Genomic DNA, 24,229 nt, shown 5'->3' with positions numbered 1-24,229 from the left:
GACATGACTTGTCAGATCTAACGAACAATCTAACGCTGAGACGATGGACCGGATCGACCTCTTCGCCACCTTCGCCCGCGTCGTCGAATGCGCGAGCTTCACGCGGGCCGCCGCGACGCTGGGTCAGCCGCGCTCCTCGGTCTCGGCGGCGATCCGCCTGCTCGAGGACAGGCTGGGGACGCGGCTGCTCCACCGTACCACCCGCCATGTCGCGCCGACACAGGACGGGCTCGCCTTCTATGAGCGCTGTCTAAGGCTGATCGCCGAGGTCGAAGAGGCCGAGGCATTGTTCCGCAGCGCCGTCGACGGGCCATCCGGCAAGCTCAGGATCGACGTGCCGGGCCGGATCGGCCGGCTGATCATCGCCCCCGCCCTGCCGGATTTCCTGGCGCGCTATCCTGACATCGCGATCGAACTCGGCGTCACCGACCGGGCCGTCAATCTGGTCGAGGACAGCGTCGACTGCGTGCTCCGCGTCGGACCGCTCAGCGATTCCAGCCTGATCGCCCGCAATCTCGGCAGTCTCCGGCTGATCAATGTCGCGAGCCCGCCCTATCTCGCGCGTCATGGCACACCGATGGCGCCGGGCGACCTCACCGGGCATTTCGCGGTCAACTATGCCTCGCCCTCAACCGGCGCGGTCGAGGACTGGCAATGGCTGAATGGAGGGCACCTGCACAGTCTCGCCCTGCCCGGACGCGTCACCGTCAACAGCGCGGAGGCCTATATCGCCTGCTGCCTTGCCGGACTCGGTCTGATCCAGATCCCGGCCTATGACGTCGCGGCCGAGATTGCGGACGGAGCACTGGTCGAGGTGATGCCGGAGCACAGGGCGGAGCCGCTGCCGGTCGCCCTGCTCTATCCACACCGGCAGCATCTCTCGCGCCGCCTACGCGTCTTCATCGAATGGCTGGAGCCGCTCCTGAGGGAGCGGCTCTTCGCCTGATCAGGCCGCGGCCTTCTTCTCCGCCGAGCCGTAGAAGCTCTCGCCGGTCTTGGCCATGCGTTTCAGGAGACGGTTCGGCTTGAAGCGCTCGCCATGCTTCTTGGCCAGCCCTTCGCAGAGCTTCACGAAGGCGGCAGCGCCCATATTGTCGATATAGCTCAGCGTGCCGCCGCTATAGGGCGCGAAGCCGAAACCGATGATCGAGCCGACATCGGCCTCGCGCGGATCGGTGACGACGCCTTCCTCATAGGTCTTGGCCGCTTCGAGCGCCTGGGTGACCAGGAGGCGGTGCTTCAGCTCCGCCATGTCGATGAGCTCGGGCTCGAGCCGGTTCGCGGTCAGCTCGGCAAGGCCGGGCCAGAGCCGCTTCGGGCCGGCTTCGGGATAGTCGTAGAAGCCCTTCTTGTTCTTGCGGCCGAGCCGGCCATGCTTCTCGACCATGTCGGAGAGCAGCTTCTCCTGGGCCGGATCGACCGAAGCCTCGCCGAGCTGGGCCTTGGTCGCCTTCAGCACCTTCCAGGCGAGATCGACCGCGACCTCGTCATTCAACGAGAGCGGGCCGACCGGCATGCCGGCCTGCTTGCCGGCCGCCTCGATCATCGCCGGCGGCACGCCTTCCATCAGCATGAGGTGACCCTCGCGGATGTAGTTGCCGACGCAGCGATTGGCGTAGAAGCCTCTGACGTCGTTGACGACGATCGGCGTCTTCTTGATCGCCCGGACATAGTCGAGCGCCATGGCGAGCGCCTTGTCGCCAGTCTTCTTGGCCTTGATGATCTCGACCAGCAGCATCTTCTCGACCGGCGAGAAGAAGTGGATGCCGATGAAGTTCTTCGGCCGCTGCGAATGCGAGGCAAGGCCGGTGATGGGCAAGGTGGAGGTGTTGGAGCCGAAGATCGTCTTGGGACCGACCACGGCCTCGACCTTGGCGATGACCTCGGCCTTGACCTTCGGGTCCTCGAACACCGCCTCGATGACGAGGTCGCAGCCCTTGAGGTCGGCATAATCGGCCGAAGGCTTGATGCGCCCGAGCAGCGCGTCGCGGTCTGCGGTCTTGGCGCGGCCCTTCATGATCTGGTCGGAGACCAGCTTGTGCGAATAGGCCTTGCCCTTCTCGGCCGCTTCCATGTCGCGGTCGACGAGCACGACATCGAGCCCGGCGAGCGCCGTGACATAGGCGACGCCGGCGCCCATGAAGCCGGCGCCGACGATGCCGACTTTCTTCAGCTTGCTCGGCGGGACTTCGGCCGGGCGACGCGCGCCCTTGTTCAGCTCCTGCATCGAGACGAAGAGCGAGCGGATCATCGAGGCCGCCTCCTTCGTCCGCAGGATCTTCGCGAAATAGCGGCTCTCGACCTTGAGGGCGAGATCCATCGGCAGCTGCAGCCCCTCATAGACCGCGCTCAGGATGGCGCGCGCCGCCGGGTAGTTGTCGTTGGTCTCGCGGCGATAGATCGCGTTGGCCGGCGGCCAGATCTGCATGCCGGCCGGCGAGTGGACCTTGTTGGAGGGCAGCTTGAACTTGGGGTCTTCCCAGGGCTGCTTGGCCTGCGGATTGGCCTTCAGCCATTCCTTGGCGGCGGCGACGATCTGGTCACGCGGCAGCACGGCATGGACGAGGCCCATATTGCGGGCCGGGAGCGCCTTGATCTGCTCGCCCTTGAACATCATCTGCAGCGCGTCGCCGGTCTGCATCAGGCGCGCGACGCGCTGGGTGCCGCCGGCGCCGGGGAACAGGCCGACCTTGATCTCGGGCAGGCCAACGCGGGTCGAGGCATCGTCCGAGACGACACGGAGCTGACAGGAGAGCGCGAGCTCGAAGGCGCCGCCGAGGCAGACGCCGTGCACCGCCGCCGCGAACGGCTTCCCGCAGGTTTCGAGCTTGCGATATAGCAGCGAGAGCTTGCGGCTCTCGTCGAAAAAGCGCTGCATCGCGATCTGCTCGCCCTGCTCCTTCGCCAGTCCGACATAGAGGTCGCGCAGGCCCTGCAGCATGGTGAGGTCGGCGCCGCCGGAGAAGCTCTCCTTGCCGGAGACGATGACGCAGCCCTTGATCGCCTCGTCGGAAGCGACCTTGTCGACGACCTGGTTGAGTTCCTCCATCACCTGCGGGGTGATGACGTTCATCGAACGCTCGGGCATGTCCCAGGTCAGGGTGGCGATGCCGTCGGCGTCGGTCTCGAAGCGGAAATTGACGAGGTTCATCGCTGCTCTCCTCAAACGCGCTCGATGATGGTGGCGACGCCCATGCCGACGGCGACGCAGAGCGTCACCAGCGCGACCTGTTTGTCGGTGCGCTCGAGCTCGTCGAGCACGGTGCCGAGGATCATTGCGCCGGTGGCGCCGAGCGGGTGGCCCATGGCGATGGCGCCACCATTGACGTTGAGCACGGCGTCATCGATGTCGAAGGCCTGCTGATAGCGCAGCACGACCGAGGAAAAGGCCTCGTTTAGCTCGAACAGGTCGATGTCCTTCGGCGTCATACCGGCCTTCTTCAGGACGAGCTCGGTGACGTCGACCGGGCCGGTCAGCATCAGCGCGAGGTCGGAGCCGGTGGTGGCGAAGGCCTTGATGCGGGCGCGAGGCTTAAGGCCGGCCGCCTTGCCGGCCCGCTTCGAGCCGACCAGCACGGCCGCCGCACCGTCGACGATGCCCGAGGAATTGCCGGCATGGTGGACGTGGTTGATGAACTCGACGTCCGGATGCGCCGCAGTCGCGACCGCATCGAAGCCACCCATCTCGCCCATCTGGACGAAGGAGGCTTTCAATGCGGCGAGCGCCTGCATGTCGGTCGCCGGGCGGATGGTCTCGTCGCGGTCGAGGATGACGAGGCCGTTGACGTCGGTGACCGGGATCACTGAATTCCTGAAGCGCCCCTCCTCCCAGGCCTTGGCGGCGCGCTTGTGCGAGCGCACGGCATAGGCGTCGACATCGTCGCGCGAGAAGCCGTATTTCGTCGCGATCAGGTCGGCCGAGACGCCCTGAGGCATGAAATAGGTGTCGATCGCGACTGACGGGTCGACTGCGATGCCGAAGCCGGAGGCGCCCATGCCGATGCGGGACATGCTCTCGACACCGCCGCCGATCGCCATCTCCTTCTGGCCGGACATCACCTGCGCCGCGGCGAGGTTCACCGCGTCGAGCCCCGAGGCGCAGAAGCGGTTGATCTGCACGCCCGGCACTTCCTTGCCGTAGCCGGCCTTCAGCGCCACCGTGCGGGCGATGTCGGCCCCGGCCTCGCCGACCGGATCGACGCAACCGAAGACGACGTCCTCGACCAGCTTGGGATCGAGCGTGTTGCGCTCCTTGATGGCGCGCAAGGTCTGCGTGCCCAATTCGATCGCGGTGACTTCGTGCAGCGAACCGTCGGCCTTGCCCTTGCCGCGCGGTGTCCGGACGTGATCGTAGATGAAGGCGTCTGCCATGGTGCTCCTCCCGGAGTGGCCGGTCGTTTTCGGCTCGTCGCCTCGGCGTCAGACTGCGCCGGATCGAACCGAGAGTAATCGAAAGAAACACTCCGTCATCCCGGGTCATCCCGGACGGAGCGAAGCGGAGATCCGGGATCCATAGAAGGGTGCCGGATCTCGATGATGGATCCCGGATCGGCGCCGCTTCTCGGCTTGTCCGGGATGACGGGGCCAGGTTGGGCGATCCGTCAGAACTGCTCGGCGCTCAGCGCCATGGTGGCGTCGGAGCCGGAGGTGATCCGCGCCAGATGCGCGGCGGTCTCCGGCAGCGAGCGCTCCATGAAGAAGCGGGCGGTGACGAGCTTGGCGTTCATGCGCTCGGTCGCGCCATTGGCGCCGGCCTTGAGCTTGTCCTGCGCGACCTTGGCCATCTTCGCCCACATATAGCCGAGGCAGACCAGGCCGAGCAGATGCATGTAGTCATGCGCGCCGGCGCCGGCATTGTCGGGCTTGGCGAGCGCGTTGTTCATGAACCACATCGTCGCCTGCTGAAGATGGCCGAGCGAGGCGGCAAGCGGGGCGAGCAAGGGCTTCAGCGCCTCGTCGCCCTCGTTCTCCTTCACGAAGGTGCCGACCTCGTTGAAGAAGGCCATGATGGCGCGGCCGCCGTCGCGGCCGAGCTTGCGGCCGACCAGGTCCATCGCCTGCACGCCGTTGGCGCCCTCATAGATCATGGCGATGCGGGCATCGCGCACAAACTGCTCCATGCCGTGCTCGGCAATGTAGCCGTGGCCGCCATACATTTGCTGGGCCTTCACGGCGTTGTCGAAGCCGATATCGGTGAGCACGCCCTTCAGAACCGGGGTCATCAGGCCGAGCTGGTCGTCGGCGGCCTGGCGCTCGGCATCATCGCCCGAACGATGGGCGACGTCGGACTTGATCGCGTTCCAGATAACGAAGGCGCGCGCCGCCTCGTTGAAGGCCTTGATCGACATCAGCGTGCGGCGCACGTCCGGATGGACGATGATCGGATCGGCAGCCTTGTCGGGATTCTTGGCGCCGGTCAGGGAGCGGCCCTGCAGACGGTCCTTCGCATAGGCGACGGCGTTCTGATAGGCGACCTCGGACTGGGCCAGGCCCTGGATCGCGACGCCGAGGCGGGCCTCGTTCATCATCACGAACATGGCGTTGAGGCCCTTGTTCTCGGTGCCGATCAGCCAGCCCTGCGCGCCGTCATAATTCATGACGCAGGTCGAATTGGCGTGGATGCCCATCTTGTGCTCGATCGAACCGCAGGAGACCTTGTTGTTCTCCCCGACCTTGCCGTCAGCCCCGATCGCATTGCGCGGTACGACGAAGAGCGAGATGCCCTTGACGCCGGCCGGCGCGCCTTCGATGCGGGCGAGCACGAGATGGATGATGTTCTCGGTGATGTCCTGCTCGCCGGCCGAGATGAAGATCTTGGTGCCGGTGATGGCATAGGAGCCGTCGCCATTCGGCACGGCCCTGGTCTTGATCAGGCCGAGATCGGTGCCGCAATGCGGCTCGGTCAGGTTCATCGTGCCCGACCAGGCGCCCTCGATCATCTTCGGCAGATAGGTGCGCTTCACCTCGTCGGAGCCATGGACATAGAGCGCCGCGATCGCGCCCATGGTTAGGCCCGGATACATGGCGAAGGCCATGTTGGCGGCCGAGGCGTATTCGTTCATCACCGCGCCGAGCGTGTAGGGCAGGCCCTGCCCGCCATAGTCCGGGTCCATGGCGAGGCCGATCCAGCCGCCCTCGGAATAGGCGCGATAGGCTTCCTTGAAGCCCTTCGGCGTCGTCACCGAACCATCGGCGTTGCGCTTGCAGCCTTCCTGGTCACCGGAATGGTTGAGCGGCTGCAACACCTCCTCGCAGAGCTTGGCGCCCTCGCCGAGCACGGCCTCGACGAGATCCGGCGTCGCGTCGGCGAAGCCCGGCAGGTTGTTGTAGCGCTCGAACTGGAAGACATCGTTCAGGAGGAACAGCGTGTCCTCAACGGGGGCCTTGTAGACCGGCATCGCATCCTCCCTGCCAAGATCGTCGCATTCTGGCGAGGCAGCCTGCCGGCTCAAGCTGGCGGCGGCGCCCCGAGATAGTTCATATATAAACTATTATGCCGTCCGTTGCCAAGGGGGAGCCCGGGATTTTTCGGTCGCAGGCTCTCGCCCGGGTCAGGCTACCGAGCTTTGCGCTGCCGACAAACGAAAAACGCCCCGAACCCGGCGGGGTTCGAGGCGTCGACGATAGCGTGCGGCTGATCGCCGCCGATCGGTAGCTCAGGCGCCGAGCGTGGCCAGCGTGCCCTCGAGCTCGGCGATCGCAGTCTCGATCTCGGTACGCTGGGTGCGCAGCAGCTCGAGCTGCTCGGCGATCTGGGAGCGGGTGAGCTGCAGCCCGCCGACCGAGGCCGACGTCTCCTGCCCTTCGCTGCCCTTGCTCTCCTCATTGGCGAGCATGGCGCGAATCTCCACCAGGGTGAAGCCGAGCTGCTTACCCTTGAGAATCAACGCGAGCCGGGCGCGATCGCGGCCGGAATAGATCCGGGTCATGCCCGAACGGGCCGGCGAAAGCAGGCCGCGCGATTCATAGAAGCGTAGCGTGCGCAGCGTCACGCCGAAATCGCGGGCGAGATCGCTGATGGTGAAGCCGCCGGCAGCGTCATTGGACGTCTCGGCAGCGGGAAGCGGGTTGCGGCCGTCATGAACTGAAGCGGCCGCCAGAGCGGAGCTTTGGCGCGACATATATGATCCTCGAAGGACGTTTTTCAGGGCAACGGCGCTGGGCGGCTGCGATGGCTGGATCGATCCGTATTGCGGCGCGACATAAGGCGCAACACTCCCTTACGTCAGGTAATTTTTGCCTCTCCATGGGTAAGTTACCGTTATGCAGGGCGCCGGTGGCGGCCGTCAGGCCACCGTTTCCAGAAAATTAACCTCTGGGGCCGGTTTCTTAACCGTCCGTTTACCGTGACTGCGAAAAGTCGGCATGGCGACCATGACGAAACTCCGCGGCAACCGGAGATTCACGTTTCATGGTTTCGCGCAGGGAAGCGGCGGCACAGGGGGCTGCGCATCCTGGATTGAAGACCGGCCCCGTAGGCGAGCGTGACAATGGCGACTAGCCTGCCCTGGAGCGTGAAGGGCGTCGATCCGCGCACCCGCGACGCGGCGAAGGCCGCTGCGCGCCGCGCCGGCATGACGCTCGGCGAATGGCTCGACAACAAGATCCGCGACGAAGCCGAAGACAATACCCCACCGCCGCCCACGCAGCAGGAACAGCTCGACATCGCGGCGCTCTCGGAGCGCCTCGCGCGCCTCTCGCAGGGCGAGATGCAGACCGCCAGCCCGGCCCCTCCTCGCCCCCAGGCGACGCCCGAACTTTCGCGCGAGCGGATCGACGCCTTCATCACCCAGGCCGCAATGGCCGAGCGCCTCACCCGCGACAACGGGGCCAAGACGGCCGGCGCCCTCGATTCGATCGCCAAATGGATCGAGAAGACCGAAAATCGTCTTTCCATGGGCGAGCGTGCCACGGCCGAGCGGCAGGAACGCGCCACTAACGTCATCGCCGATGCGATCAAGACGATGGGCGAGCGCATCGCCGAGATCGAGCGCAAGACGGCGGAGGCCGGCCGCAAGGCTGCCGCCCCGCCACCGGCTGCGAGCGCGCGCCCCTTCCTCAGCCGCGACGGGCTGGCAGCCGCCGTCTCCGATATCCGTTCGCGCCAGCGTGCGCTCGACGGCGAGCCGAGTGCACCCGTTCGCTTCGAGAACGGCAATCCGGCGCAGGCCCTGGCCGGGCTGCGCGAGGACCTGCGCCAGCTCAGCGCCCGCATCGCCCCGGCTCAGCCGGCAGTCTCGCCCGCCACCCGCGTCGAGGAACAGCGCGCCGCCTACCAGCCGCTGGAGCGCGCCATCGGCGAACTTGGCTCCCGTCTGGAGCGCCTGGACGTCCGCGACCGGCTCGACCCCGTCCTGAAGCCTCTGGCGCGGATCGAGGCCGAGATTGCGCGCCTCTCCGACAACCGCTCTCAGGACGGGCTGGGTCGCTTCGAACTCGAGATCGCGCATCTCGCCGCCAAGGTCGATGCGCTCGTCGCGCGCGGCGGCGATCGTAACGCGATCGCGCCGGTGCTGCGCGAGATCGCCGAATTGCGCGAACTGACGGTCGCCGGCACCGACAGCCGGCGCCTGGAAGATCTGTCTCAGCAGCTTTCCTCGCTCTCCTCGGAGATCGGACGCCTGCGCGATGCGCAGCCGGACGGGCGCGAGTTGCGCAACCTCTCGCTCGCCATCGAAGATGTGCGCGACACCCTGCTGAGTGACCGTTCGCGCGAGCGCGCCGGCGACAATGCGCCGCTGGCGGCTCTCTCGCGGCAGGTCGAAGCGCTCGCACACAAGATCGAGACCCTGCCTTCGATGAAGGCCTCGGTCATCGACGGCCAGGTCGATCAACTCATGGCTCGTCTCGACGAGCTCCACGCCATGGGCCGCCCGGCATCGGACGAGCTTTCGGGGCGGATCGAGGCTCTGGTGGTCCGGCTGGAAGGCCTCGCGGACCGCTCCGCGACGCCGCTCGATGGCCGCATCGACGCCTTGCAGCAGCAACTCGAGACGATCGCCCGCCAGGGACCGTCCAATGTCGAGAAGCAGATCGAGGCCCTGGCGGGCCGGATCGAAGCGCTCACCGCCTCCGGCAACCTTGCCCGTCTGGTCGAGGACGGCACGCACGTCCCTGTCGCCCAGGTCGATATGCGGCCGGTCGAAGACATGCTGCGGGCGCTCGCCGGCAAGATCGACGAGGCCGGGCGCCCCGGTGCCGGCTCCGATTCCTTCGACGCCTTGGAGCAGCAGATCGCCGGATTGGCGCATCGGCTCGACGAGGCGGCCGCGACCCGTACGGCCGAGACCGGCATCGAGCGGACGCTGCAGGACCTCGTCGCCCATCTGCAGACCATGCGCGAGGACACGGCGGCCGCGGCCGAGCGCGCCGCACGCGCCGCGATGGCCGACATGGCGCCGCCGCGCGGCGCCAGCTTCGCCGAGCTCAGCAACCTCGTCACCGGCCTGCGCGACACCCATGCCTCCTCGGGACGCCAGACCCAGGACGCTATCAGCGCCGTCCATCAGACCCTCGAGACGGTAATTGCCCGCCTCGCCAGCCTCGAAACCGAACTCGGCGGCGAGCGCGGCCAGACGGCTCGCAGCACGCCGCCCCTGCCGCCGCGCGCAAGAACGGCGGCCGAGCCCGCCACGTTACCGCCGGCACACCAGCTCGCCACCAAACCGGACGAGCGGATCGTGGCGTCGCGCGGGCCCGCCGCTTTCGACATGCCGCTGGAGCCGGGCTCCGGACGTCCGCGCGTCGAGGCCGCTGCCGTGGCGGGCGATCAGCAATCCGTGCGCCAGAGCCTGATCGCGGCTGCGCGGCGTTCGGCCAAGGCGGCTTCCGAGGCAGCGGCCGCCGCACCCGTGGTGACGCCGGAGCCGGCTAAGCCCGGCAAGCCGGCCTCGGCCGGTGGACGTCTCAAGGAGATCATGGAAAAGCGCCGGCGACCGCTTCTGCTCGGCCTCGCCGCAGTCGTCCTCGCCATGGGCGCCGCCCATATCCTGTCCGGACCGTCGTCGGGAGACGCCAAGAAGCAGGTCGCCAGCGAGGCCCAGATCGCGCCGCAGCGCGCGGCTGCGGAGAAGGACGTCGCGGAGACCACCGCCTCGGCCGCGCCGGCCAAGGACCAGAACGCGGTGCTACCGATCCAGCTCGGCACCACGCCCGCGCTGGCGGCAGCGCCGACGGCTCCCACCGCGGCGGCCGACGCCGGCGAAGCCGCTCCGATGGTCGCCGCACTGCCGCCCGCCGCGACGCCCGAGCCGCCGGCCAACGTCACCGGCCTCAACGAGATTCCAGCGACGCTCGGCACCGCCGGCATGCGCAAGGCCGCGCAGGGCGGCGATGCTCGCGCCGTCTACGAGCTCGCCACCCGGGCCGCCGACGCACCAGGCGCCGGCCGCGATCCGAAGCTCGCCCTGCACCTGTTCGAGCGCGCCGCCGTGGCCGGGCTGGCCCCCGCGCAGTTCCGCCTCGGCAACATGTTCGAGAAGGGCATCGGCACCGGCCGCGACGTCTCGCTCGCCCGGCTCTGGTATGCGCGCGCCGCCGAACGCGGCAATGCCAAGGCGATGCACAATCTCGCCGTGCTCTATGCGGAAGGCGCCAGCGGCAAGCCCGATTACGCGACCGCGACGGAATGGTTCCGCCGCGCTGCCGAGTTCGGTGTCCGCGACAGCCAGTACAATCTGGCGGTGCTGCTCGGCCGCGGTCTTGGCTCGCCGGCCGATCTCGGCCAGTCCTATCGCTGGTTCGCCATTGCCGCAGCGCAGGGTGACGAGGATGCAGGCCGCAAGCGCGACGAGGTCGCAGGCCGTCTTTCTGCGGCCGATCTCGCCACCGCCAAGGCTGCCGTCGAAGCCTGGAAGCCGAAGGTTCCCGAGGCGCTCGCCAACGAGGTCGCAGCACCGGCCAAGGGGTGGGACGAGGTGCCGGCCGCCGCCAGAAAGCCGGCAAAGCCGACCCGCGGCTGAGCGAAACCCTCTCAGAGCAAAGCAATCTGAAAGGGATTCGTTCTAGCGTCACCGTTTCGACGCCTTCGCGTGGGAAGCGTCGCGCGGCTGACGGGGTTTAGCAGGGTGCAAATCTATCTTCCGATCGCCGAATTGCCGATCAGTATCCTGCTGGTTCTGGGTCTGAGCGGCGCGGTCGGCTTCATTTCCGGGCTTTTCGGCGTCGGCGGCGGCTTCCTGCTGACACCGCTGCTGATCTTCCTCGACATCCCCCCGGCGGTGGCGGTCGCGACCGTCGCGGCACAGGTCGCGGGATCGTCGATGACCGGCGTGCTGACCTATTGGCGACGAAACGCGCTCGATCTGAAGTTAGGCAGCGTACTGGTCGGCGGTGGTATCCTCGGCACCATCCTCGGCGTTCTGTTCTTCAACTCGATGCGCCGCCTCGGCCAGCTCGATCTCGTCATCACCATCGCCTATGTCACGCTCTTCACCTGCATTGGCGGGCTGATGCTGTTCGACGCGATCCGCGCCGCCTTGCGCGACCGCCAGGGCAAGCCGCCGCGCCTGCGCCGGCGTGCGGGCATGCACCCGGCATGGATGGGCCTGCCCTGGCGCATGCGCTTCTACCGTTCGCAGCTCTATGCCAGCGTGCTGCCGATCGCGGCATTGGCGATCGTGATCGGCTTCATCGGCGCCGTGCTCGGCGTCGGCGGTGGCTTCATCCTCGTGCCGGCGCTGCTGTATTTCTTCCGGGTTCCGCCCGCCGTCGTGGTCGGCACCTCGCTGTTCCAGATCCTCGTCACCATGACCGGCGCGACGGTGCTGCACGCCGTCACCAACCAGTCCGTCGACATCGTGCTGGCCATCCTCCTGCTGGTTGGCGGCGTCGTCGGCGCGCAGTTCGGCGGACGCGCGGCGCGCAATCTCAATGTCGGCTCGTTCCGGCTGCTGCTGGCCCTGCTGATCCTCTCGGTTGGCCTGCGCTTCGCGATCGAGCTCTTCCTGCCCCCGGCCGAGCCCTTCTCGGTGGTGATGCCGGAGAGCGCGCGATGAGCCGGCTCTCCAAGACGCTGCTCGCCGCGGCGCTCGGCCTCGCCGCCTGCCTGCCCGCCAAGGCCGAGACGCTGATCGCGGCGCTGTCGACGCACCGGATCGCCATCACCTCGAACTATACCGGCGACCAGCTTACCGTCTTCGGCCTCGTCGAGCGCGAGGGCCGCACGGCGGCCCGGGCCGATCCCTACGACATCGTCGTCACCGTGCGCGGCCCGCCGCGCATGCTGATCGTGCGCGAGAAGGAACGCGTCGGACCGCTCTGGGTCAACCGGCAGCAGCGCCGCTTCCCCGAGCGCCCGATCTTCCTCTCCGTCTCGAGCAACCGGCCGATTGAGGAGATCCTCACGGAGGACGCCGCGCGACGCGAGCGCATCGGCCTGGCGAACGCGCAACGCATCCAGAGCACGCGCGAATTCGAGTTCGGGATCGGCCCCTACCGCGACGCGCTGATCCGCATCATGGAGGCGAAGGGGCTCTACGCCGAGCACGAGCGCGGCGTCACCTTCCTGTCGCCGACCTTGTTCAGCGCTCCGATCCGGGTACCGGCCACCGCGCCGACGGGCTCCTACGAGATCGAGATCGTGCTCTATGCCGGGGGAGCAGCGCTGGCGCGGCAGACCACCAATTTCGAGGTGATCAAGACCGGGATGGAGCAGAGCCTGGCCTCCGCCGCGCATGACCGGCCGCTGCTCTACGGCCTCGCCACGGCGGCGCTCGCCCTGTTCTTCGGCTGGCTGGCGACGACGATCTTCCGCCGCGACTGAGTGCGACGCGGCACCTGTCGCCGCGGGTTCGGAACCCGTTGGGAATTCGAGCCCTCATCCCGAAGCCGCCAAGCAGCGCCTCGAAGGATGAGCGCTCCGGGAAACCCCGAAGAGGCTCTCAGCCGGTCAGCAGATCATAGGCGAAGAAGGGGGCGATCGTGCCCTCCGCCACGCCCGTCAGCTCCTCGGCCAGTTCGACCAGCCCGTCGGTCTCGGTCAGCGAGGTCAGGATGCCGGCGCCGTCGCGCGGATGCTTGCGGGCGACGGCGATACCATCGGCACCCGGCGCCAGGGAGACCCGGACATATTCGCGCCGGCCGGCCTTCTTGCGATAGGGAAAACCGAGCCTGACCGGCAGCGCCTGCGGGCGGGCCGGCGTCGTGCCCGCGAGCAGGGCGATCACCGCGCGTGCGACGAAAGCGAAGGTGACGAAGACCGCGACGGGGTTGCCCGGCAGGCCGAGAAAGGGCTTTCCGTCGATCAGCCCCATCGCGACCGGGCGTCCCGGCTTGATGCCGATGCGCCAGAAGGCGAGCTCGCCGACTTGCGTAACCGCCGTCTTGACGTGGTCCTCCTCGCCGGTCGAGACGCCACCCGAGGTCAGGATCAGATCGCAATCGCGCGCCGCGGCGCGCAGACGCTCGCCCAGGCTCGCCGGCTCGTCACGGAGGATACCGAGATCCACCACCTCCGCACCGGCGCGGGCGACCAGAGCCCGCAGCACGCTGCGATTGGCGTCGTAGATCCCGGCCGGCGGCAAAGGCGTGCCGGGCTCGTTCAATTCATCACCCGTGGAGAACACCGCGATCCTGACGCGGCGCCGCACCGCGACCTCGGTGAGGCCGAGAGCGGCGAGCAGGCCGAGATCCTGCGGACGCAGGCGACGCCCGGCCGCCAGCACCGGAGCACCCATGGCCACGTCCTCGCCGGCCGGTCTGGCATTGGCGCCCGGCTTCAGCCCGGCCGGGAGGCGCACGAAGCCCTCCTCCAGCGCGACGTCCTCCTGCATGAACACGGTGTCGGCGCCGGCAGGCATCGGCGCGCCGGTGAAGACGCGGATCGCAAAGCCGGCGACCGCGATCCCGGCCGCATCCGACCCCGCCGCGACCCGGCCGGAGAGCGGCAGCCGGGTCTCGCCGGACGAGGCGAGATCGGAAAAGCGCACGGCATAGCCATCGACAGCCGAATTGGCGAAGGGCGGCAGGTCGCGCGGCGCGGCGATGTCGACCGCCAGGACACGGCCATCGGCCAGTGCGAGCGGCACGGTCTCGATCTCGGCGACGGCGCCGATGCGCTCCGCCGCCAGTGCGGCCGCCTGCTCGATCGTCATCAACGGACCGCCGAAGACCTTGGCATCTTCACTGAGCTGCGCCATTTCAGGCCTCCTCGCGCGCCAGCGCCAGAACCTGCGCCAATGGCTGGGCGCGGGCGAACAGAAGATCGGCGATCCCGGGGACATCATCGAGCCCGAGCACGGGGCGGCCAGCCTGCGGGAAGGGCGTATCGCTCGCCACGCCCACAATGCTTGCATCCTGCGGGTGCAGCGGCGGCTTGCCGTTCGCGGCGCGGAACACTTCGAGCTTGGCGTGCGGATCGCGCTTGAAGCCTTCGACGATGACAAGGTCGACCGGTGAGAGTCGGGCGAGCAGCTCCGGCAGCGTCGCCTCCGGCTCGTCGCGCGCTTCGTGCAGCAGCGCCCAGCGCTTGGCCGAGGAAATCAGCACCTCGGAGGCGCCCGCCTGGCGATGTGCCCAGGAATCCTTGCCGGGCGTGTCGAGATCAAAGGCATGATGGGCGTGCTTGATCGTCGAAACGGCGATACCGCGGCCTGAAAACTCCGGAATCAGCCGGGTGAGAAGGGTCGTCTTGCCGGCTCCGCTCCAACCCGCCAGCCCGATCACGCGCATTGAGGATGACATCTCCAAAACAGAACCGGGCGCAAAAAGCGCCCGGCTGTCATCCTGCGGATCGCATGTGCGGGTCAAGCGCGCCGATTGTCACTCCGCCGGCTGCAGCCTCGCCCCGGGCGCCCGGCCCTTCTCGACCTCCTCGGCGACCCAGAGCGCGTGGTGCTCCTTGGCCCAGTTGAGGTCGACCTCGCCCGAGCCCATCGCGTCGAAAGCGCCTTCCATGCCGATCGAGCCGATATAAATGTGCGCCAGCATGACGGCGATCATCAGCACGGCGACGATGCCGTGGACCATGTTCCAGAACTGCATGTCGAGCACGCCGCCGGAGAAGCTCGGATACAGCAGGTAGACGCCGGAGACCGAGAGCGCGGCACCGCCGAGCACCACCGCCCAGAAGATCACCTTCTGGCCGCCATTGAAGCGCCGGGCCGGCGGCGCATGGCCCTTGCCGATCAGGCCGCCGCCCGCAGCAAGCCAGCGCAGATCGCCGAGATTCGGGATGTTGTCCTTGATCCAGACCAGGAACATCAGCGCCACGCCGAGCATGAACGGCCAGGCCAGGAAGTTATGCGACCATTTGGCCGCCACCGAGAGATTGGTGAAGGCCTGTGGCCCGATCAGCGGCAGCAGCAAGGCCTTGCCGAAGGTGACGTTCAGGCCCGACAGCGCCAGGATGATGAAGCAGCCAGCGGTGAGCCAGTGCATGAAGCGCTCGAAGGCGTTGAAGCGCGTGATCGTCTGTCCGGAAGGACCGGCGGCGATCCTGATCCTGCCGCGGAACAGGTAGAAGGCCACCAGTATGACCAGCATGCCGAGCACGGCGACGGCGCCGATGCGGGTCATGGTGCCCTGGTGGAAGCTGCGCCAGTCGCGCCCGGCCGGGCGCTCCAGCGTGGCGGCCCTGGTGTCGGGGATGGAGACCCTGCCGCGCAGCTCGGCGGAAGGGTTGCCCTTCAGCACCTCGAGGAATTGCTGCTCCCGAACGGAATTGGCGGTCGGGTTGACCTGCTGGGCGCCGGCGGGAGCCGCGACGGCGAGCGCCAGCGCAAGCAGGAGCCCGCTGAACAGGAAGCGGAGATGAGCACCGAGCGGCATTGCGGCGTCCTTTCGCGAAGGCATGGCGGGACTGCGGGAGGAACGCATCCGACCTTTCCGGCCGTGACGCGCCCCTCCCCCCAGAAGTCAGATGGCGATGGTTTCCCGATAGGCGGTCTGCCATCCCCAGGCGCCGGAACCGTAGCCGCGCTTGACCACGCGTTCCTTGTAGATCTGCGCAATGATCTCGCCATCGCCGGCGAGCAGCGCCTTGGTCGAGCACATCTCGGCACAGAGCGGCAGCTTGCCCTCGGCGAGGCGGTTCGAGCCGTATTTCTGGAACTCGGCGGGCGAGAGATCGACCTCCGGACCACCGGCGCAATAGGTGCACTTGTCCATCTTGCCGCGCGAACCGAAATTGCTGAGCTTCGGATATTGCGGCGCGCCGAACGGGCAGGCGTAGAAGCAATAGCCGCAGCCGATGCAGAGGTCCTTGTTGTGCAGCACCACGGCATCCGCCGTGGTGTAGAAGCAGTCGACCGGGCAGACCGCCGCGCAGGGCGCGTCGGTGCAGTGCATGCAGGCCATCGAGACCGAGCGCTCGCCGGGCTTGCCGTCGTTGATGGTGACGACGCGTCGGCGGTTGATGCCCCAGGGCACGTCGTTCTCGTTCTTGCAGGCGGTGACGCAGGCGTTGCATTCGATGCAGCGGTCGGCGTCGCAGAGGAATTTCATCCGGGCCATGGTTCAGTGCCTCCTCACGCCGCAGCGATCTGGCAAAGCGTGGCCTTGCCTTCGTGCATGCCCGTCACCGGGTCGTAGCCATAGGTGGTGACCGTGTTGACGGACTCGCCGAGCACGATCGGGTCGGTCCCGGGCGGGTAGTTGCCGCGCTGGTCGACGCCCTGGAAGAAGCCGCCGAAATGGAAGGGCATGAAGGCCGCACCCTTGCCGACCCGGTCGGTGACCAGGGCCTTGACCCTGGCCTTCGCGCCGTTCTCCGGACCGGAGACCCAGACGAAGGCCCCGTCACGAATGCCGCGCTCGCTGGCATCCGCCGGGTTGATCTCGACGAACATGTCCTGCTGCAGCTCGGCCAGCCATTTGTTCGAGCGCGTCTCCTCGCCGCCGCCCTCGTATTCGACGAGGCGGCCGGAGGTGAGGACGATTGGGAAGGCCTTGGCGATGCCCTTCTCGACCGCCGCCTTCTGCATCGAGGTGTGCAGGTTCGGGATGCGCAAGGTGCGTTCGTCGGGCCGGGCCGGCCACTTCGCGACGAGGTCGACGCGCGGCGAATAGATCGGCTCGCGATGGGTCGGCACGGGATCGGGCAGGTTCCAGGCATTGGCCCTGGCCTTGCCGTTGCCATAGGGCACGCAGCCATGCTCGAGCGCGACGCGCTGGATGCCGCCCGACAGGTCGATCGACCAGCTCACCGCATCGATATTATTCCCGCCGATGCCGGTGATGACTTCCAGCTCGGCCGGTGTCAGGTCCTTGTCCCAGCCGAGCTTCTTCAGCACGCCCATGGTGAACTCGGGATAGCCGTCCTTGATCTCGGAGTTGAGCGAGAACGAGCCGCCCTCGGCCAGCAGGGTGTCGTTGACCTTGCTGCCATCCGGCAAAGTGCGCTCGCGCGTCAGGCCGAAGCGCGGGCGGAAGGTGCCGCCGCCATCCCTGGCCTCGAGCGAGGTGTTGTAGAGGATGTGCGAACCCGGATGCTTGAATTCCGGCGTCCCCCAGCACGGCCAGGGCAGGCCGTAGAAATCATTCTCGACCGGGGAGCCCTTGGCGCCACGCAGCGTCACCAGGTCGAACTTGTCCTGATTGGCCATGTGCAGCTTGAGCCGCTCCGGCGACTGGCCGGTATAGCCGGTCGACCAGCCCCCGCGGTTGATTTCCTTGAGGATCGACTCGGCGGTCGGCTCGGGACCGATCTTGCCCTGCACCATCTCATAGGGCTTGAACATCGCCTCGGCGAAGCCGAGCTTCTGCGAAAGCTTGTAGATGACCGCGTAGTCGCTGGCGGATTCGAAGATCGGCTCGACGATCTTCTCGCCCCATTGCAGCGAGCGGTTCGAACAGGTGCGCGAGCCCGAAGTCTCGAACTGCGTGCAGATCGGCAGCACATAGGTGCCGTTCTTGCGGCCACCCAGCGAGACGAAATTCGTCGGGTGCGGATCGCAGACCACCAGCAGGTCGAGCTTTTCCAGCCCCTTGGCCAGATCGGTCATGCGCGGGATGGAGTTGCCGCCATGGCCCATGACGAACATGGCCTTGAGATTGTCCTGCTGGTCGACCTGCTCGGCCGGCAGGTTGGTGGCGTCGAACCAGCGGGTCGAGGTGAGGCCCGAAAGCTCCATGTTCTGCTTGCGGGTGCGCGCCGGCCGGCCGCCCTTGGCCGGAACCTCGTCGAAGCGCGAGACGAAATAGTCGTAATCGACGTTCCAGACCCGGGCCCAATGGCGCCAGGCGCCTTCGACCAGCCCGTAATAGCAAGGCAGGTTCGAGACATCGAGGCCGAAATCGGTGGCGCCCTGCACATTGCAATGGCCGCGGAAGATGTTGGCGCCGGTGCCGCGGGCGCCGACATTGCCGGTCGCGAGCAGGAGGTTGCAGATGGCGCGGACGTTGGCCGTGCCGACCGAGTGCTGGGTCACGCCCATGCACCAGACGAAGGTGGCGGGCTTGACCGTGGCGAAGGTCTGGGCCGCCCGCTTCATCTGCTCGCCGGGGACGCCGGTGATGTCCTCGACGGTCTTCGGATCGTATTTCTCGACCTCCTTGCGGACGTCGTCCATGCCGTGCACGCGGCTGGCGATGAAGGCCTTGTCCTCCCAGCCATTCTGGAAGATGTGCCACATCAGCCCCCAGATCACCGCGATGTCGGTGCCGGAGCGGAAGCGGACATAGTCGGTCGCATGCGCCGCGGTGCGGGTAAAGCGCGGATCGAAGACGATGACGTTGGCGCGCTGGGTCTCCTTGCCCGCCAGGATGTGCTGCATCGAGACAGGATGCGCCTCGGCGGCATTCGAGCCCATGAAGAGCACGGTCTTCGAATTGCGGATGTCGTTGTAGGAGTTGGTCATGGCGCCGTAGCCCCAGGTGTTCGCAACGCCCGCGACCGTAGTCGAGTGGCAGATGCGCGCCTGGTGATCGACGTTGTTGGTGCCCCAGAAGGCCGCGAACTTGCGGAACAGATAGGAGCCTTCATTCGAGAACTTGGCCGAGCCGAGCAGGTAGACGGAATCGGCGCCGGACTTGGCCCGGATCTCCATCATCTTGTCGCCGATCTCGCCGACCGCCTGGTCCCAGGACAGGCGCTGCCATTTCCCATCGACCAGCTTCATCGGGTACTTGATGCGGCGGTCGCCATGGACGAGCTCGCGCACCGAGGCGCCCTTGGCGCAGTGCGTGCCGCGGTTGATCGGGCTCTCCCAGGCCGGTTCCTGGCCGACCCAGACGCCATTGGCGACCTCGGCCTTGACGGTGCAGCCGACCGAGCAATGGGTGCAGATGTTCTTGACGATCTTGGTGCCGGTCGCCGGGCCGGGGCTCGCGGCCTCGGCCTTGCGGACGGCGCCGATCTGCAGGGCGCCGGCAGCCGCGACGCCGCCCGCCACCAGGCCGGAGCGGCGCAGGAAGGAGCGGCGATCCATCACGCCGGCGGCAAGGCCGCCGAGGGCGGACTGGAGACGGCCGCGCTGGACGTCGGCGGATTTTCGCTTGATCAGCATGACGCCAGCCTCCTCAATACCGGTTGGTGCGGTAGTAATTCTTGATGTGGTCGGTCTCGCGATAGCGGGACTTCGTCTCTTCCTTGCCGGGGTCGACCGCTGCGGCCGGCGACACGGCGACGGGCGCGACGGCCGCGGTGGCGCCCGCACCGAGCGCCTTGAAGAAGTTGCGGCGGTCGAGCCCCGTTTCCTTGCTCTTCTGCGACATCGTCGTCTCCTCCGCGCCGGGCATCATCATGCGGGCAGGCTCGCGGCCTGCGTCTCGATCGAAAGGTAGAGGCTGCCGACCCGGCCGACGGCGCGGTAGAAGCGCGCCGTCCTGGCAACCTCGAGATCGGCGAAAAAGCGCTCGCCCCAGGGCTGGATGTGACGCTCGAAGAAAGAGCGCTCGTCGATGCCTTCGCCGGTGGCCTCGCCGCGGATCAATTGCGCCTGGATGTCCATCAGAACGGCGATATGGTCCTCCGGCTCACCGGCGCGCTCGTCGCGTGCAAGGCCGAGCCGGCCCATATCCTCGCGCACCAGCGCCAGCGGGCGCTCGTGCAGGAAGCCGGTCATATAATAAGAGGCATAGGGCAGGAGCTCGCCGCGGCCGACGCCGATGAAGAGCTCGAAGAATTCGTCGCGGACCGCCTCCGGGGTCGTCTCGGCCGCAGCCTCGGCCAGCGCGAAATGAGCCATGCCGAGCGGCGAGGCGTCGCCGCGCAGGCCCTGCAGCGCCGCCAGCGTCTCGGCCGTCGGCGCGCGCCAGAGCAGGGCGCCGATCAGCTCGCATTCCTCGGCACGGGCGGCGTCGAGTTCGTCGAGCTCCGGAACGGCCTGCCGGACGATGATCGGCTCCTGCGGGTAAAGATCGGGCCGAAGCTCGCTGCGCGGGACACCGGTACTCGCCTCGACCGAGAGCACCCGGTCGGCCGGCACGCGCTTCCAGCTCGAGATCGCCGGCTGCGAAACCCCGAGCGCACGCGCCAGGGCCCTGACGCCGCCAGCCGCTCCGATTGCCCGTTCAAGAGCCTGGTCCCGCATGGACGATGCCACCTCCCCTGCCGACGCGCTTCAGGCGCGCTCGAGCGCCGGTGATAATGCTCCCTTATCACCGCAGATTTCAATTGTTCTCAACTGAAAGTCAGAGCGGCGTCGCGCCCCCGCCGCGCCTGCGCGGTCGGGCCGCAGGGGGCTGCGACCAGGATTGATCCCGCACTGCAGCAACACCTGCAGTCGGCAATGGCTGCAATTCACCGGGTTTTTCGACGGTTCCCGCGCTTTCCGGCGCATCGCTACGGCGAACTGGCAGCAGCTCCTGCGGCGGCTCTGCTTCGTCCGGTTGCGGCGCACCCAAAGCACCAGCCTCATCTTCCTTAGACGAAAGTCGATGATCTGCGGCATCATCACGCAGCATGGCCGGACCCGTTGCGGCCGATTCGGAGGGTGGCTCGGGCTGCTTGCCGAAAATGTTGGCGATCATCTCCTCGACATTGTCGGAAGCCGAGAGCGGGCCATAGCCTGGGGCGCCGCCCGGCGTGTTCCAGTCGAGCGCGTAGTCGCGGGCCGGATCGAGATAGCCCGAGATCGCCGGATCGCTCTCCCAGGCCCGGCGCAGCGCGGCGCGCTTCCAGCTCTCGGGGACGTTCTGCTTCAGCCAGTGGGCGAGATCGAAATCCTTGTCGATCAGGTCGAGCGAGGGCGGCTCGACCGGTTCGGGCTCAGGCGCGGGCGGCAAGGCGGGCTCCGACGCGGCCTTCGCCACCGGCTCAGCGGCGGCGCGCTTGCGGCGCGACCAGCGACCGAGGAAGCCGTCATCCCCGTCGTCCTCGCCGCGGGCGGACATCAGCCCTCTCCGCGTTCGAGGCCGGGACGCGGCCGCGGACCGCCCTTGCGCGGGTCATGCTCAGAGCGCTTGCGCTTGACGAATTCGCGCTCGACATGGTGCTCCTCGAAGAAGGCCAGCACCAACCGGGCGACCGCGGCGGGCATCGGCACCGCCTCGACGACATCGTCGACATTCTCGCAGAAGACCTCACCCTCGAACGGGTCGGCGGTGACGCCGACCATTTCGAGCGCCGGCTCGAACCCGGTCGGCCGGACCGCGACCCAGAGCTTGGCTTGCCCGCTCTCGAAGTTCTCGCGGAAATGCGCGGTGTCGACCGAATGCAGCGTCAAGGTCGCCGGGCCGAGGTAGAATTGCTGGCGCTCCGGCGTGCCGGTGAGCTTCGCCCAGGGTGCGAGATCGGGCGGTTCGGGAAGCACCGCGATCGGCGCCCAGGCATGGTCGGCCCAGGGCGAGTCGATGGCGCGGCGCTCCACGACGATGCCGACCTCATGATAGAGCTGGGTCATCGCAGCCTCCTCAATTCGCCATCTCGCGCTCGGCCAGGGGCAGGCCGACGACGAGGTTCTGCGGCTTGAGGCGCAGGACCTTGTCCTGCCCCATCGCCGCCAGCAGATAGACCGGCCGCCCCTTCGCCGCCGGCACGACCGGCACCTCGGCCGGCAGGTCGAGCCTATAGAGCGCGATCAGCCGCGAGGCCGCCTCCGGCTCCAGGCTCTCGCCGCGCCAGAGCGCGTTGCCGACCGCCGTCGCCTGCGCGTCGAGACCGATGAACCAGCGCCAATCGGCATCCTTGACGCTCTCCACCGCCTCGATCGCGACGTCGAAGCCGTGGATCTGGCGGATCCAGTGGCGCAAGGCCTGGCCGAGCGCGGCGCGTCCGGAGGGCTTGCCGCCGAGATCGAGCACCATGTCGAAGGCATCCGAACGCTGCCAATACTGCGCCGAATTAGTGCTCTTGAGGAGGTCGAGCGCGGTCGCGGCCGGTCCGCCCAGCATGGCGAGCAGAGGCGAGGCGTGTCGGTCGGCCTCATGGCCCTCGATCATCTCGGCATCGGCCAGGAGGATGGTGTTCTCGTGGACGGTGACGCGCTGCGGCCGGAACAGGCATTCGGCGGCGCGGACGACGAAGGGATCGTCCTCCTCGTCGAGCGCAGCGCGCAGGATGACGTGCACGAGCTGGTCGAGGAAGAGCGGCGGCACGCCGGAAACGCCCTTCCGGATGATGCCGGCATAGGCGGCCTCCAGCGTCGGCGCCGCAAGCAGCCGGTCGCGCCAGCCGAGCAGGAAGCGCCAGTTCTCACGGGCATCGGCATCGGCCAGCGCCGCGATCTCGCTCGCCGCGACCTCGGCCTGCGGCGTCGCCATCAGCCTGGTGTGCAGCATCCGCTCGGCATCGCAAGCCTCGTCCGGCGGCAGCACTTCCGGACGCGCCAGATAGGCCTTCAGGAAGTCGTCGGTGACGAGGAGGCCGCCGCCCGGCTCGCGATCGAGCAGGAGATGGCCGGAGCTCGCCCAGAAATGCGTCATGGCGTGCCGCCCTTGCCGAGATTCATCAGATCGACCCGCTCCACGATCTCGTCCTCGCCCTCCACCTCGACGAACTCGAAGGCACGGAAAGCGTCCTTCGGCCGGTCGCCACGCGGCACCAGTATGCGGAAGCGCTCGCGGATCTCGCCCTCCTCCAGCGTCCGGTGCAAGGCGAGGAGGGTCTGCGGGGGATGATCGCAGAGCGAGGCGGCGAAGGCGAGCTCCTCGGCGGCCGCGTCCCGCGCAGCAGAAAGACCGGGAGCGCCGAGCTTCTCGACGAAGCGCCCGGCGAGCAGCACCAAGGCCTGCTCATATTCCGCCGGCGTCGCTTCCGTGACCACCGCGAGCGTGCTCCAGCCAAAACTGTCGATGCCGAGAAAGCCGGAGCGGAAGGCGGAGCGCCCCTTGGCGTCGAGCGCGGCGACGCGCTGCGGATCGAACAGGAAGGAACCGCTGACGAGCCATTCGCCGGGCTCGGCGGCCCGGCGGAAGACGAAGCCGTCGGAAGGATCGAGCCTGATCGCCCGCGGCAGCTTGAGAGGCGCGCTCACGACGAACCCCTCATCCTGAGGAGCGAACACGAGGCCTCGCGGCCATTGCCCATCACAGCTTCGGCCCGCCACTCTCGCGATCCAGCCAGTCGACCCTGGCGAGCGCCTCGACGAGGCCGTTGCGCTCTGTCCCATGCTGCGAGGTCGCGACCAGATCGCCGTTGGGCTCGATGCCGTGGCGCACACCCGTCACCTTCTCCAGCCGGTCGAGCCAGCGCCTGACCGTCGGCTTGGCGCCCTCCGCCTGCCAGCGGCTAACTCCGAGCATGAGATGGCGGGCGAAGGCCTCGATCAGGTCGACCGCATCGACCTCCTCGAAGCCCTCCTCCGCCATGCCGACGCCGGTCTGGCCGGGCTGGAAAGGCGACATTGTGGTGGCGCGGACCATGGCGCCGAAGACGAGCCAGTCCGGCACCTGCTTCTCCGGGCAATCGGCCGGCCAGGCCAGCCGGCCGCCGCCGATCAGGCCGAGATCATAGGTCAGGGCGTCGGGCCAGCGGAACAGCACGGGCCGCTCCGGCGGAGAATGGATGGCGAGCGCGTCAGCGAGCGCATTCATCGCAAGGTAGTGGGCGAGCCGGGCCTCGGCGAGAATCGCGTCGGGCTCCAGCACGACCGCGAATTCGACGATGTCGAAACGTCGCACCCAGACCAAGGTCGCGGCGCCGGCCTCATCGGCGATCGCCTGGGCATGGCCGAAGGCGTCGCCGGATTCGCGCAGCGTCACCAGCGAAAACCCCGGCGGCAGCACCGGTTCGCGCCTGAGATCGTCCGGTCTAGCCACCCCTGCCGCCATCTCTCCCGCATCCCCGAGACCGCTCGAAGCGGGCTTGCTTCTTTGGAGTCGTTCCAATTCCATATAAGCATGAATTATC

Annotated in this window: 20 protein-coding genes; 4 read left to right on the top strand and 16 right to left on the bottom strand. The window is 67.8% G+C overall.

What is annotated here, in order from left to right:
- Positions 1-43 precede the first annotated feature (43 nt).
- A complete protein-coding gene (locus J0J10_RS01985) occupies positions 44-946 on the top strand; it encodes a LysR family transcriptional regulator (protein WP_291637214.1) in 903 nt (300 codons plus the stop codon).
- Here the strand turns inward: J0J10_RS01985 and J0J10_RS01980 are convergent, their stop codons facing one another.
- The 4 genes from J0J10_RS01980 to J0J10_RS01965 all read right to left on the bottom strand — a co-directional run bounded on the left by J0J10_RS01980 (position 947) and on the right by J0J10_RS01965 (position 7,121).
- Positions 947-3,151, bottom strand: coding sequence for a 3-hydroxyacyl-CoA dehydrogenase NAD-binding domain-containing protein (locus tag J0J10_RS01980; protein WP_291644850.1), 2,205 nt, complete (start codon positions 3,149-3,151; stop codon positions 947-949).
- An 11-nt stretch (positions 3,152-3,162) separates the two neighbouring features.
- Positions 3,163-4,371 (bottom strand): acetyl-CoA C-acetyltransferase, encoded by a 1,209-nt coding sequence (locus tag J0J10_RS01975; RefSeq protein WP_291644848.1) that lies wholly within the window; start codon positions 4,369-4,371, stop codon positions 3,163-3,165.
- Positions 4,372-4,601: 230 nt separating this feature from the next.
- A complete protein-coding gene (locus J0J10_RS01970; protein WP_291644845.1) occupies positions 4,602-6,398 on the bottom strand; it encodes an acyl-CoA dehydrogenase C-terminal domain-containing protein in 1,797 nt (598 codons plus the stop codon).
- 258 nt (positions 6,399-6,656) lie between these two features.
- Positions 6,657-7,121 (bottom strand): MerR family transcriptional regulator, encoded by a 465-nt coding sequence (locus J0J10_RS01965; RefSeq protein WP_291637222.1) that lies wholly within the window; start codon positions 7,119-7,121, stop codon positions 6,657-6,659.
- Positions 7,122-7,490: 369 nt separating this feature from the next.
- On the opposite strand from J0J10_RS01965, the gene J0J10_RS01960 reads away from it, so the two are divergent.
- The 3 genes from J0J10_RS01960 to J0J10_RS01950 all read left to right on the top strand — a co-directional run bounded on the left by J0J10_RS01960 (position 7,491) and on the right by J0J10_RS01950 (position 12,763).
- Positions 7,491-10,961: a hypothetical protein gene (locus J0J10_RS01960; protein WP_291644843.1), complete on the top strand. Its 3,471-nt coding sequence runs from the start codon at positions 7,491-7,493 to the stop codon at positions 10,959-10,961.
- 105 nt (positions 10,962-11,066) lie between these two features.
- Complete coding sequence (locus J0J10_RS01955) at positions 11,067-11,996, top strand: sulfite exporter TauE/SafE family protein (RefSeq protein WP_291637227.1); 930 nt, start codon at positions 11,067-11,069, stop codon at positions 11,994-11,996.
- On the top strand, positions 11,993-12,763 hold the full coding sequence (locus J0J10_RS01950) for a TIGR02186 family protein (RefSeq protein ID WP_291644841.1): 771 nt from the start codon (positions 11,993-11,995) through the stop codon (positions 12,761-12,763). Before J0J10_RS01955 ends, J0J10_RS01950 begins: the two co-directional genes overlap by 4 nt.
- A 118-nt stretch (positions 12,764-12,881) precedes the next feature.
- On the opposite strand, the gene J0J10_RS01945 is transcribed toward J0J10_RS01950, so the two are convergent.
- The 12 genes from J0J10_RS01945 to J0J10_RS01890 all read right to left on the bottom strand — a co-directional run bounded on the left by J0J10_RS01945 (position 12,882) and on the right by J0J10_RS01890 (position 24,138).
- Positions 12,882-14,138, bottom strand: a complete 1,257-nt coding sequence (locus J0J10_RS01945; RefSeq protein WP_291644839.1) for a molybdopterin molybdotransferase MoeA — start codon at positions 14,136-14,138, stop codon at positions 12,882-12,884.
- A gap of 1 nt (position 14,139) precedes the next feature.
- Complete coding sequence (gene mobB / locus J0J10_RS01940; protein ID WP_291637232.1) at positions 14,140-14,670, bottom strand: molybdopterin-guanine dinucleotide biosynthesis protein B; 531 nt, start codon at positions 14,668-14,670, stop codon at positions 14,140-14,142.
- Positions 14,671-14,760: 90 nt separating this feature from the next.
- Entirely contained in the window at positions 14,761-15,768 is a 1,008-nt protein-coding gene (locus J0J10_RS01935; protein WP_291644837.1) for a formate dehydrogenase subunit gamma, read from the bottom strand.
- 87 nt (positions 15,769-15,855) lie between these two features.
- On the bottom strand, positions 15,856-16,452 hold the full coding sequence (gene fdh3B, locus J0J10_RS01930; protein WP_291637236.1) for a formate dehydrogenase FDH3 subunit beta: 597 nt from the start codon (positions 16,450-16,452) through the stop codon (positions 15,856-15,858).
- A 14-nt stretch (positions 16,453-16,466) separates the two neighbouring features.
- The gene (locus J0J10_RS01925; RefSeq protein WP_291637238.1) at positions 16,467-19,445 is read right to left on the bottom strand and encodes a formate dehydrogenase subunit alpha; all 2,979 of its coding nucleotides are present in this window, start codon (positions 19,443-19,445) and stop codon (positions 16,467-16,469) included.
- 13 nt (positions 19,446-19,458) lie between these two features.
- Complete coding sequence (locus tag J0J10_RS01920; RefSeq protein ID WP_291637240.1) at positions 19,459-19,653, bottom strand: formate dehydrogenase; 195 nt, start codon at positions 19,651-19,653, stop codon at positions 19,459-19,461.
- A gap of 26 nt (positions 19,654-19,679) precedes the next feature.
- On the bottom strand, positions 19,680-20,471 hold the full coding sequence (locus tag J0J10_RS01915) for a Cro/CI family transcriptional regulator (protein ID WP_291644836.1): 792 nt from the start codon (positions 20,469-20,471) through the stop codon (positions 19,680-19,682).
- A gap of 100 nt (positions 20,472-20,571) precedes the next feature.
- Entirely contained in the window at positions 20,572-21,273 is a 702-nt protein-coding gene (locus J0J10_RS01910; RefSeq protein WP_291644834.1) for a DUF3306 domain-containing protein, read from the bottom strand.
- A complete protein-coding gene (locus J0J10_RS01905) occupies positions 21,273-21,782 on the bottom strand; it encodes a DUF3305 domain-containing protein (protein WP_291644832.1) in 510 nt (169 codons plus the stop codon). The genes J0J10_RS01910 and J0J10_RS01905 overlap by 1 nt, the downstream gene beginning before the upstream one ends.
- Positions 21,783-21,792: 10 nt before the next feature.
- Positions 21,793-22,803: a DUF6352 family protein gene (locus J0J10_RS01900; RefSeq protein WP_291644830.1), complete on the bottom strand. Its 1,011-nt coding sequence runs from the start codon at positions 22,801-22,803 to the stop codon at positions 21,793-21,795.
- Positions 22,800-23,354, bottom strand: coding sequence for a DUF6505 family protein (locus tag J0J10_RS01895; protein ID WP_291644828.1), 555 nt, complete (start codon positions 23,352-23,354; stop codon positions 22,800-22,802). The genes J0J10_RS01900 and J0J10_RS01895 overlap by 4 nt, the downstream gene beginning before the upstream one ends.
- A gap of 52 nt (positions 23,355-23,406) precedes the next feature.
- Complete coding sequence (locus J0J10_RS01890) at positions 23,407-24,138, bottom strand: biotin/lipoate--protein ligase family protein (protein ID WP_291644826.1); 732 nt, start codon at positions 24,136-24,138, stop codon at positions 23,407-23,409.
- Positions 24,139-24,229 lie beyond the last annotated feature (91 nt).

Source organism: Allobosea sp., assembly GCF_017308075.1.
Classification (GTDB): Bacteria; Pseudomonadota; Alphaproteobacteria; order Rhizobiales; family Beijerinckiaceae; genus Allobosea.
This window is presented reverse-complemented; position numbering and strand designations above follow the sequence as displayed.